At 66.9% G+C, this 12031-nt stretch carries 4 protein-coding genes; 1 reads left to right on the top strand and 3 read right to left on the bottom strand.

Annotated features, from left to right (window positions below; genetic code table 11):
• Positions 1-231 precede the first annotated feature (231 nt).
• The 3 genes from PV781_RS20645 to PV781_RS20635 all read right to left on the bottom strand — a co-directional run bounded on the left by PV781_RS20645 (position 232) and on the right by PV781_RS20635 (position 2992).
• A complete protein-coding gene (locus PV781_RS20645) occupies positions 232-1041 on the bottom strand; it encodes a hypothetical protein (RefSeq protein WP_274777507.1) in 810 nt (269 codons plus the stop codon).
• A 729-nt stretch (positions 1042-1770) separates the two neighbouring features.
• Complete coding sequence (locus tag PV781_RS20640; protein WP_274777506.1) at positions 1771-2694, bottom strand: helix-turn-helix domain-containing protein; 924 nt, start codon at positions 2692-2694, stop codon at positions 1771-1773.
• A 76-nt stretch (positions 2695-2770) separates the two neighbouring features.
• Positions 2771-2992: a hypothetical protein gene (locus tag PV781_RS20635; protein ID WP_274777505.1), complete on the bottom strand. Its 222-nt coding sequence runs from the start codon at positions 2990-2992 to the stop codon at positions 2771-2773.
• Between PV781_RS20635 and PV781_RS20630 the strand changes: the two genes are divergently transcribed.
• Complete coding sequence (locus PV781_RS20630) at positions 2991-11912, top strand: autotransporter outer membrane beta-barrel domain-containing protein (protein WP_274777504.1); 8922 nt, start codon at positions 2991-2993, stop codon at positions 11910-11912. The two genes, PV781_RS20635 and PV781_RS20630, sit on opposite strands and share 2 nt — an antisense overlap.
• Positions 11913-12031: the final 119 nt, after the last annotated feature.

The following is a 12031-nucleotide window of genomic DNA, read 5'->3' as shown; positions in this document are numbered from 1 at the left end:
TGCTCCCGCCGCCCAGCACGCCCGACAGGGCAAATCCAACCGCCAGAACGAACCCACCGCTGGATAGAAGTTGGGGGCAACGTCAAAGCCGCTTTCGCTCCCCGTGGGCTGTGACCCTCGCGCCGCGAGAGTTTTCGAGGAGCTGTATGTAGTGGAGCATGCCACCACTCCTTTCTCCTAGGGTAACGAAGCCACTAATATAGCACAGCCAGCGCTTACCTCCAACCACAATCAGTACCCGCAGAGCTTCTTGCGCACCGGCAGCGCGGAATAGGTGCGCGTCCGGCAAATTTCCGAGCACACCTTGGAGAACCGATCCACACTGAATGCCGGATTGTTTCCGATCAGGTAAAGGTTGCGCGTCACGTTCATGGAGAACCCCTCCATCGTAGCCAATGGCGAGCAATTTTGCTTCCTCCTGCACTCGGACGCGTATTCCAGGACGGTCGCACAGTCATTTTTACCCAGCTGGGGCTTTCCCACCGGGGCGGTCAACGAGACCTTTAGAACTCCATCGGAGTAGGTGGCCGACTTCGCTTTCCCATCCTCGTAACCGAGATCGAAAGCCAGATTGTCGTAGTTTTTCTGCACTTTGAACGTGAAGTCCGATGTTCCGAAGTTCGGGTTTTCGCGGCGGTGCATGCCATTGGCATCGATTGCTATGAGATCATAGTTTGACGGAACGCCCCTTGCGCCGGTCGTGCTGCTGACGATCAACACATCCTCTGCACCCAACTGATACTGGCCTTCGATATTCCCCCCATAGACATCTTTCAGGGTGATTTTCTGCGAGCGAAATTCGATGGTGACGGACATATCCCCGTTGTCGGCATATCTGGTGGTCACCGACACCGGCCCGTACCGGGTATCGGCCTTCTGAATGGTGTCGTTGGGGCCGAGAGGAGCTTGGGCGCTCGCCGGTGGCGCGCTGGGCGCGGATGTCCACTGTTGCGCCTTAGCCAGATCCGGCCCGAGCGCCGCCATCGCCAAGAGAGCGCAGGCCAGGAACATCCCGGAAGGGGCCAAGCGGGGCACAAGCATGGTCACACCTCAAAATGGCAGCCAACGCTAAGATAAAGCTATGCCGTGAAAATGCCCAACTGCGCTTTCCTTCGGAAGCCTAAATTATTACCGCGCCGGGCTTCGCCCCTAACAATCCCACCCATCCCGCCCGAGGGGCGCGGGGTGGCCCTGTCAGTCACACCGCGCTTTTTCCTGCACCGCCCAGATTCTACACTAAGCGGCCCACCAGGAGGGTTAGCCAATGGCGATCTATGAATGCTGGATTGAACACGCCGGGGGCGCAGGGTTCACGGAATGTCGGGGGGACTGGCGCACACTGAGGGTGGCCGTCTCCGCCATGATCGAATCGGGCGAAGCCATCAGTTGGGGACTGCTCCGAGATACCCGGAGCTGCCTAAGCTCATATGTCGTCGCCGAATTCGACGCCGACCTGAGCAGGTTTCAGGAGTTTCCGCCCACTGTCCCGTAAATGGCGCGTTCCGGTGTAAACGAGATGCTCCACCAACTGCGCTAACCGCCCAACGCCTTCAAGCAGCTTGCTTTTCCTGTTCCCGTCTTATTCTCACTGGCGCGAGAATGGCGCGAACCAATTTTTGCAAGGCCTCACGGCTTGCAGCCATATAGGCCGGGTCGGCGTGGGCGTAAACCTCCGTGACACTCAGGCCCGGCACGCGGTGCCCCAAAAATGCAGCACACGCCCATGGAGGCACGCTGTTTGAACGTGAAGCGCTAAAGTGTGAGGGTTGCTTAGCCTGCCACTGACCGTGTGCCTGTTCCGATTGAGCTCGGCGTCTCCTTCTGCCCCTCTCGCAAGGCCGAAAGGAAGGTCAGGAAAACCACAGCATAGAAGCGCATCAGAACCGGCAGCAAAGCCGGCCCGGGTCGATATCCGCCGCGGCCGGGCTCGCTGCAGACGAGTTCGTCCGCCTCCGCCTGTTGCAGAACCTTGGCAATGTGCGCGCGGGACACGGAGAACTGTCGCGCCAGTTGGGTGATGGAGGCTGCCCCGCCATCGGCGACCAAAGATACCAGCGTCACGAGGCCGACATCCCGTTCCGCAATGCCGCGTAATTCCGGGGCCGCCTCAAAGACACGCACGCCCTGCCTGAAGCATTCCGCCATCGCATGCGTGCACGGGCCGAAGAGCACTTTGTCCGGCATGGCGCGCGCCGCGGCGGCAGCCGCCGCATCCACATGAGCGATGGCGGAAAACATGCCGTTCCAGCGCTCCCGATGCATCTGCAGCAGCGTGGCGCTCGGCATCAGGCGTCGTTCCTTGGCGGGCGAGTGAGGGGCGGCAATGAGCAGATGCTTGAAACGCAGCGCGGCGAGGAAGGCCGTGGCGCGCCCTGGACTGCACACGTCGAGGTCCACCACTTCGCGGCGCAGCCGCGCTCCGGTTACGCCTGTACCGCCGCTCTCAGTGAAATGCAGATCCAGAATGAGCAGCACCGCCAGAAGCCGCCCGCGATCATTCAGCAGCCGGTTGCGAAGCCAGTTGCCGTCGTAAAGGCGCACGGCGTTACCGGCGGCAGCGCGGATGGCCGCCGGAAATCCGGGCGCCCGCATGAGATCGTCAATCGCCTTGGCGCCGAAGACTCTGACAATCGGCTCGGGGAAAGGCGTGGCAAGCGCCAATGCCGCGCCGTCGGTCGAGCTCACCTCCTGCATGTGCAATCCGACGATTCCAATCTGTGGCATTGCCTATACCACGCCCGAGCCCCAGACCTAACCCAGACATGTTCCATTACATCCGTTGAGGAATGCAGGAAAAACCAGCGTTCCTTGGCTCCGACCGAGGCACAGGCATGGTTCGTCCGACGTTGTTCTCGCGGAAGACATTGAAGGTCTCCGGCCCTCTTGCGAGGTCGCTGCCGATCCTCATGTCGTCGGTCGCGCTATGTGCCTTGACGCTCCCGGCGGCGGCCCAGACCGCCGCGCCGACCGCGCCGTCGATCGGCCCGATCATGTACAACTATTCACCTTCAACTCCCGCCAGCAATGGCTCCAGCGGCCAGAACGCCCCGTTGAGTTGCGCCTACCCGCCCTATGAAGGCACCCCCGGCAGTCCGTCCGCCTCTGCCGGCGGGTACTTCCCGTATGGCCTGAGCTCCGGTGGCCCCTTCGACGCGACGCTGGTCGTCGCGGTCGTCACCGGCGGAGAGGGCGGCGCAGGGGGAAGCGGCGGCAGTTGCTATGGAGGTAGCCCCGGCGGCCCCGGCGGGATTGGGGACGGAGTCAGCTTCGGGATCGATACGCCCGCGGGCAGCTACACTTTCAATTATTCCGGCATCGTCCTGGTGTCCCAGGGCGGCCAGGGCGGCGATGGCGGCTCCACCTCGTCGTTGAGCTTTAAAGGCGGCGCCGGCGGCGGTGGTGGCAATGGCGGCGAGGTTGCCCTCACGATCACCAACAACGTCACCTTGACGACGGTGCTCCCCGATGCTTACGGCATCTGGGCGCAGAGCGTGGGCGGGCAAGGCGGCAATGGCGGCAACGAGAACAGTTCCATCAGCAGCGGCAATGGTGGAACGGCGGGAGCCGGCGGAACCGGCGGCACTGTAACAATCACCAGTTCCGCGAATGTGTTCTCGCAACAGTCGACCGCCATCTTTGCCCAGAGCATTGGTGGCAACGGCGGTGGCGGGGGGTCGACCGCTGGATGGTTCGGTGGGGTGAGCGGCGGCGGCGGCTATGGCGGCGACAGCGGGAATGTCGCGGTCACGCTCAATGGCCTGCCAAACCCTGACTGGTCAAACACTGCCGCGTCAAACGTCGCTCCTTATCTCGCGGACAGCATCACCGTCAGCACGGGCGGCAACGGGTCCTATGGCATCTACGCCCAGTCGGTTGGCGGGGGCGGGGGAAATGCGGGCGTCGCGGCCGGGCTTACCGCGCTGGGCGGGTCCGGCGGTCCGGCCAGCTATGGCGGGACGGTGTCCGTGATCAGTTATGCCCAAATCTCAACCTCTGGCGCTTCCTCTCCAGGCATCTTCGCCCAATCGGTCGGCGGCGCGGGTGGCTCGGGCGGCATGGCGTTCGGCGGCGCCCCCGTGGCGATTGGCGGTTCTGGCGGCGAGGGCGGCTACGGGTCCGGGGTAACGGTCGCGAATTACGGAACCATATGCACGGGCGGCAGCTGCAGCGGCGCCAGTCCACCTTCGGACAGCGCCGGCGGTGCCTTCGGCATTCTCGCCCAGTCCATCGGTGGCGGCGGCGGCGCGGGCGGGTTCGGCCTTTCGACATCCGCCTCTCTGGTCGCGGGCACCGCCTTCACCGTTGGTGGCACCGGCGGCTCGGGCGGTAACGGTGCCACCGTGTCCGTCGTGAATACGGGCAGCATCAGCACGCAGGAAGTCAACTCCGCAGCCATTCTGGCTCAATCCATCGGCGGTGGCGGCGGAACTGGTGGGGGTGCAGTGGCGATATCGCTGAGCCTGACGGCTGGCGCTTCGATCTCCCACGGCGGCTCGGGCGGCTCGGGCGGTGGCGCCAATGCGGTGACCGTGAACTGCACGAGCGGGGATGCCGGCGCAAACTACGGCGCCGCCTGCACCAACAGCGGAGCCCTGATGCTGGAGTGGTTCAGCCCCGGCACCATAAGCACCAACGGTATCGGCTCAGCGGGTATTGTTGCCCAGTCCATCGGTGGCGGAGGCGGGCATGGTGGCTATTCGGTCTCGCTGTCCGGCACGGCAGCCGCGGCCTTCTCCCTCGCGGTGGGGGGATCTGGCGGCACCGGCGGCAATGGCGGCAACGTTTTTGCGGGTACAGGCGGGGTCGGCATCGTCACGTCCGGCTCGGATTCGCCCGGCGTCGTAGCGCAGTCCATCGGCGGAGGCGGCGGAAATGCCGGGGCCAGCATCGCCGGCAGCCTTTCGGAGGGCGCCTCCGTCGCCCTCGCGCTTGGGACCACCGGCGGCTCCGGTGGGTATGGCTCGACCGCCGCCGCGGTCAACCAGGGCAGCACCATCACGACGACGGGGGACCGCTCGCCAGGCCTACTCGCTCAATCCATCGGTGGCGGCGGCGGCAATGGCGGCGCGGCCATTTCGGCGGGCGTCAGCCAGGTGGCGGCAGTGAACCTCGCGCTCGGTGGTACGGGTGGCGACGGCGGCTCCGGCGGCTGGGCCTATGCGTATAACGATACGAATTCCGGTCCCGCCGGCCCCACCGACATCACCACGAGCGGCTACCAGTCCAGCGCCATCGCCGTCCAGTCCATTGGTGGCGGCGGCGGCAATGGCGGCTACACCACATCGCTCACCCTCTCGCTTGGGCCGGGCCTCGGCGCCAGCATCGGCGGGCTGGGCGGAAGCGGCAACTATTCCAACACCGTCTTCATCGAAAACGCGGGCGGCACGCTCACCGCGTCCGGCGGTGGCGCGGCGATCATCCTCGGCCAGTCCATCGGGGGCGGCGGCGGCAATGGCGGCTTTGCCGCAAGCGGCAATGCCAGCCTTGGGGGCGCGGCCACCCTGGCCGTGGGCGGCAGCGGCGGCGCCGGTTCATCCGCGAACACGGTCTCGATCACCAATTACGGGGCTCTCGTGTCACCGGGCACGGTGTCGGGAGCCGCGAGTGGCGCTGCCATCTATGGCAATGCGCCCGGCATCCTTGGCCAGTCCATCGGCGGTGGCGGCGGCGCAGGCGGATTTGCTGTGGCCGGCTCGGTCTCGGGACAGGGTACCGCCAGCCTGGAAGTCGGCGGCTCCGGCGGCTCCGGCGGGACGGGCGCCGCGGTTACCATCGCCAACTACAACAGCATCACGCTAATTGGCTCCCTGTCGGCCGGCATTGTTGCCCAGTCCCTCGGTGGCGCAGGCGGCACGGGCGGCTTCGCTGTGGCTGCCGGCCTGTCGTCAGGCGCCAGTGCCACGACAACCATTGGCGGCGGCGGAGGCAGTGGCGGCACGAGCGGTGCGGTGACCATCAACCATGGGAACGGTACCATCACCACCGATGGCGATCAGTCTCCCGCCATCATCGCCCAGTCCATTGGCGGGGCGGGTGGCAGCGGCGGCTGGGATATCGCCGGGTCGCTGGCCAGTGTTGGAGCGGCGAGCGTGGGCCTCGGCGGCAGCGGCGGCGGTGGCGGTGTCAGCGGTCTGGTAACCGTCTCCGCGGATGGGGCCTTGGCCACCAATGGCCTGATTTCGCCGGGCATTCTGGCGCAGTCCATCGGCGGTTCCGGTGGCAATGGAGGCTTCAGCGCCGGCGCGGCGGGCTCCATCGTGTTTTCTTCCGACGTCACGCTTGGCGGTGGCGGCGGCAGCACAAACAGCAGCAGCAGCTACGTCGGCGCCGGTGATGTCACCGTGACCGCCACCGAGGCCATCACCACGCAATTCTCTCAGTCACCGGGTATCCTGGCGCAGTCCATTGGCGGCTCGGGCGGCAATGGTGGCTTTGCCATTGCCGGGTCCGGGGCGACCGGCGGCGGCGATGCCAAGGTTTCGGTGGGTGGTGCCGGTGCAACCGGCGGCGGCGGCGGAAGTGGCCAAGCGGCCGGCAGCGTCACCGTGCTTGCGGCGGACATAATCGTAAATGGATACCTCTCAGCCGGTATCCTCGCGCAATCCATCGGCGGGGCGGGTGGCAATGGCGGCTCGAGCCGGGCTTTCAGCGTCTCCGGCACAAGCGACAGCACGGACAGCGCCGCAGCCAGCGTCACCATCGGCGGTAGCGGCGCCTCTGGCGGGGATGCCACCTTCGTGCAGGTGACGCAGACCGGCATGATGATCACCGGCAACCCATTCACCCTCAGCAACGATCAGTCGCCCGGCATCCTCGCGCAATCCATCGGCGGCTCGGGCGGCAATGGCGGCTCGGCGGATGCCAATGCCATTTCCTCCACCGCGGCCGTCTCGGTGGCGCTGGGCGGGGGCGGCGCGAATGGCGGCTCGGGCGGTTCAGTAACGCTCAATGTCAACAACGGTGCGACAACGGGGGCGGTCACGACCTATGGCCAGCATTCGTCAGCATTGATCGCGCAGTCCATCGGCGGCGGGGGCGGCAATGGCGGCTGGACCCAGTCCACGGCGTCGAGCAACAATTATGCGGCAGGCGTCTCCATCGGAGGATATGGCAGCGGGGGCGGTGATAGCGATGGAACCGTGACCGTCAATTCCGGAGGAGGGATCATCACCTACGGCAACCTGTCTTACGGCATCCTTGCCCAGTCCATTGGCGGAGGCGGCGGCAATGGCGGGGCGGCGTCCAGCACCACTGATGCTGGACAGGGACAGGAACTGCAAGGCGGCGTCACCTCCGTTGCGGGGGCTGGCGCGGGCCAGACCGCGAGCAATATCAGCTCTGCCGTGTCCGGGGCCGACGGCTCCAGCCCGCAAAACGGCAGCAGCAATGCCGCGAACGGAATCGCAGCGGCGTTGACCATTGGCGGTTTTGCCGGACAGGGCGGCGCCGGCTCCACGGTGAATGTCACGAGCAGCTCGAACATTTCGACGGGAGGAGACCAGTCCACAGCCATCTTCGCCCAGTCGGTGGGCGGCGGCGGCGGCAGTGGCGGATCGGCCAGCGCAAATTCCAGCGGCAGCTCCTATGCGGCCTCCTTCACCCTCGGCGGTGGCGGCGGTCCGGGGGGCGGCGGCGGCAGTGTCTGGGTGTCAGCCACAGGCTCCATCCAGACCATCGGCCTCCAGGCTGCGGGCATCTTCGCCCAGTCGGTGGGCGGCGGCGGCGGCTTGGGCGGGTCATCCTCCAGCACCGCCTCCAGCGGCGGGCAGGCCGCGCTCAGCATGAGCCTCGGCGGCAGCGGCGGCAATGGCGGAGACGGCGGCACCGTCACCGTCACGTCGATGGCTTCCTCCACCATCAGCACCCTTGGTCCGAACGCCGCGGGAATTTTTGCCCAGTCGGTCGGCGGAGGAGGCGGGTCGGGTGCATCCAGCAGCGCGGCCGCCAGCGCTCCGGGCTCATCCAGTTCCGGCGGCAGCACGTCCAGCGCCACAGGTAGCCTGTCCGGTTCGGCAACCGGCTCAAGCACCGCTTCGGCGGCAGGAGAAAACGGCGGCAAGCCCGGCGCGCAATCCGGGACCAATGGCGGGTATTCGCTGGCCATGAGCCTCGGTGGTAGCGGCGGGCAAGCCGGCAATGGAAACACCGTTTGGATCAATAACGAATTTGGGATTTTCACGGGCATCAATCTGGTGAGCGGGACCAGCAGCCTCGTTCCCGCCGACAACTCGCCGGCCATCTTCGCCCAATCGGTGGGCGGCGGCGGCGGCAATGGCGGAGCCTCCACCACCAACAGCTCGGCGGGTGAATACAGCGCCTCCCTGTCGCTCGGTGGCAATGGCATGGCCGGTGGCACGGGCGGCACTGTCACGGTCAACACCATCGGCACCCTGCAGACGACGGGTGCCAACTCCGCCGGTGTTTTTGCCCAGTCAGTGGGTAATGGTGGCGGCAATGGCGGATCCTCCACCACGACCTCGTCCTCAGGCGGTGCCCTTTCCCTGGCACTCGGCCTCGGCGGCAGTTCATCGGGCGGCGGGGACGGCGGAGAGGTGACTGTCACAGTGAATGCGTCCGGCGCGTTCCCGACGGAAACGGGCATCAGCACGCAGGGCTTCAATTCCCATGGCATCTTCGCCCAGTCCGTGGGCGGCGGCGGCGGCTCCGGCGGCGTTCTCGTTTCCGCGGCGACGGGGCCAAGCAGCACTGGCGGGACCGGCAGCAGCAGCAGCTCGGCTTCGAGCACCTCGACCTCCGCCTCCAGCACGGACGGTGTCGCTCTGGCTCTGGGTCTGGGCGGATCGGGGAGCGCCGGGGGCAGCGCTGACGAGGTGCAGGTCACGTCGAACGTGCAAATCAGCACACAAGGCGCCAATGCGGCGGGCATTTTTGCCCAGTCCGTCGGCGGCGGCGGCGGCGCGGGCGGCGCCAGCACGGTCAATGCCAGCAACAGCAGCTATGCGCTCGCCTTCGGTCTCGGCGGATCGGGCGGCGGAGGCGGCGCCGGCGGCGAGGTCAAGGTGACCGCCAATGCGGCAATCACCACCGGCGGCATTCAGGCCTATGGCCTGCTGGCGCAGTCCGTGGGCGGCGGCGGTGGAACGGCGGGGGCCGCGACCAGCGGCGCCTCGGGCGGATCGGACGCATCCTTCAGCATGGCGCTCGGCGGCAGCGCCGGCAGCGGCCAGACCGGCGGCACCGTGAAGGTAACAACAGCAGACACGATCACCACCTCGGGCGCCGCAGCGGTGGCGCTCCTCGCCCAGTCCATCGGTGGCGGCGGGGGCATCGGCGCTGCCAGTTCGTCCACCTTCAGCAGTGACGGCGTCAGCGGAACGCTCACTTTGGCGGGGACTGGTGGTAGCGGCAATGACGGCGGGAAGGTCACGGTTACGGCTGCCGGCCTCGCGACCTCCGGTACCGCCGCCTTCGGCCTTCTCGCCCAGTCGATCGGCGGCGGCGGCGGTGTCGCCAGTGTCGGCACAAGCTCGGCCATGACGGGCGGGCTCTCCACGACGCTGGGCGGCTCAAGCAGCGGCGCGGGCGGCACGGTCAAATTGACCACCACCGGAGCCATCTCCACCACCGGCAATGCGGCGATCGGCATTCTCGCGCAAAGCATCGGCGGCGGCGGTGGCGTTGCGAATGGCGGCGGCAGCGTGTCCTTTGCGGGGACGTCTGGGGATGGCGGCAGCGTTACGGTGAACGTGAACGCTTCGCTGACCACGTCGGGCACGAATGCGGTGGGTGTTCTCGCCCAGTCGATCGGCGGTGGCGGTGGTGTGGCGGTCTCGGACGGACAGTCGACCACTTGGAGCGGGCCCACCGCCGGGTCTGGGACGGGCGGGTCTGTGACGGTGAATGTGAGCGCGCCGATCAGCACCAGCGGGGCGGGCGCCTATGGCGTCATCGCCCAGTCGGTGAGCGGGGGCGGCGGGCTTGTGATGAACGGCACCACCATGGAGCTGGTGAACGGCGCCAATGTGCTTGTGAACGGCAGCGCCCTCATCTCCGGCAAGGCGGCGGTCTATCTGCTGGGCGACGGCTCGGTCACCGCCAGCGGCGTGGGAGGCACCGGCATCTCGGCCCAGGGCAATGGCGACCCCATCATCACGCTGGCTGCGGGAACGCGCGTCACCGGCGGCCCCTCGGGCACCGCCATCGTCAGCGACGGCACCGAGACCTACATCACCTCCTATGGCACCATCTCCACCCTGGACGGAGCGAACGGTCAGGCCATCCGCACCAGCACCGGCTTCGCGCAGATCGTCAATGGCGGCAGCCTCACCGGCAATCTGGCGCTGACGCCCGGCGCCGCCAACAGCGTGTCGAACCTTGCCAGCGGCACCCTTTGGGCGGGATCCTCGCTCGATCTCGGCGGGGCGGGCAATGTTCTGACCAATGCGGGCACGCTGCGCAGCGCCTTTTCCTCGATCGGCACCACCACGCTGAACGGCTCCCTGGTGCAGACGTCGAGCGGCGTCCTGGCAATCCGGGCGGACCAGCTTTCGGGACAGTCCGACCGGTTCCGGGTCGCGGGCGATGCGCGCCTCTCGGGCGGGGTACTGGGCATCCTCTACAATCCCGGCCGCGCCATGCCGGGCCATTTCGACACCCCCTTCCTGTCGGTCGGGGGCACGCTCACCACGGACAATCTCGTGGCGCTCGGCGACACGGCGATGCTGGATGTCTCGTTGGCCAATATCGCCGGGGGCCTCAGCCTTGGCACCACCATCGACTTCACCCCGTTTGGCCTGTCCAACCGGGGCCTTGCGGTTGGGACCCTGGTCGGGGAGATCCAGACGCGCGGCTCCTCGGCCCTGTTCGAGACCATTGTGCCGGCCTTGCTGCAGGTGACAACGGTGGCGGGGCTGGACCAGAGCTATGAGACGGTGGGGGGCGGCGCCGTCTCCATGGTGCCCACCACCATGATCAATGCGGCCTCGGCGACCCTCATGGGCATCACCACGCAGATGGACTTGTGGCGCAGCGGTCTGCGCCCGGCTTCCACGGCGCTCAGCAACGCCGTTCCGGCGAGCGCGGGCACAAGCGGCGCAAGCTCGGAATCGAGCGACAGCGCGGTGGGCGGCGGACGCTTCTTCTGGGGCGCGCCCATGGCAAGCCTGACCACGGGAGCGGGCCTTTCGGGCTCCAGCATCGGCGGCATGGCCGGGCTGGACGGGGTGGTGGATGGCCTGCCTCTGCTGGCGGGCGCGGCGCTCAGCTTCTCAACGTCCGGCCTTGCCGCCAATGCCTATGGGGCGGACGTGTCCACCAGCTATGGCAGCCTCAGCCTCTACGGCCTCTACGAGGCCGGCCCGGCCTATGTGTCGGCCATCGCGACGGCGGGCTACGGCAGCGCGAACTTCAGCCGCAACCTCTACAATCTCGGCCTCAACCTTGCCACCGACAGCGGGCTGGACGGCTGGATCCTGGGCGGACGGATCGAGGCGGGTTACAGCTTCGCGCTGGGCAAGAGCGGCGCCAACCTGACCCCGTTCGTGGCCTTCCAGCCGACCCAGCTCTGGCTGGGCTCGGGATCGGAGGAATTCACGCTCGGACCGGGAATCCAGTATGAGGCGACGTCCGTCACCGCTCTGCCGCTCTATGTCGGGCTGCAGATCGACGGCGTCTGGACGGCCAGCAACGGGCAGCGCGTAGCGCCCTATCTGCGGGCGGCCTGGATGCATGATTTCAGCCCGGACCGGTACGTGCCGCGCTCGTTCGCCGAATTGCCCAACCTCACCTTCTCTGGCACCGCTATCCCGACGATCAGCAACGCCCTCGACCTGCATGCCGGCCTGCAATTCCTCGCCGGCCCGAACACCGCATTGTCGGCGAGCCTCGACGCACAGGTGTCCGAGAGTTATTCCACGCTTGGTGCATCTGCCAGCTTCCGCGTGAAGTGGTGACCTGCGGAGTGGCGCATGGATATTTACCGGTGACGTGTCCGATTCTCGATCGAAATCCCCAATATGGGAAAGTCCGCTGCCAGCCCATAGCAGCTTATGAAGACGCACAGATCGCCTTC

Source organism: Aquabacter sediminis (genome assembly GCF_028863665.1).
Taxonomy (GTDB): Bacteria; Pseudomonadota; Alphaproteobacteria; order Rhizobiales; family Xanthobacteraceae; genus L1I39.
The sequence above is the reverse complement of the archived record's forward strand: the minus strand, read 5'-3'. Positions and strand labels throughout refer to the sequence as shown.

What these genes read in the sequence shown, in the direction of transcription:
- PV781_RS20635 (WP_274777505.1), bottom strand. Translation starts at nt 2,992, where the DNA reads ATGATCGGGCCGATCGACGGCGCGGTCGGCGCGGCGGTCTGGGCCGCC.
- PV781_RS20645 (WP_274777507.1), bottom strand. Translation starts at nt 1,041, where the DNA reads ATGCTTGTGCCCCGCTTGGCCCCTTCCGGGATGTTCCTGGCCTGCGCT.
- PV781_RS20640 (WP_274777506.1), bottom strand. Translation starts at nt 2,694, where the DNA reads ATGCAGGAGGTGAGCTCGACCGACGGCGCGGCATTGGCGCTTGCCACG.
- PV781_RS20630 (WP_274777504.1), top strand. Translation starts at nt 2,991, where the DNA reads ATGTACAACTATTCACCTTCAACTCCCGCCAGCAATGGCTCCAGCGGC.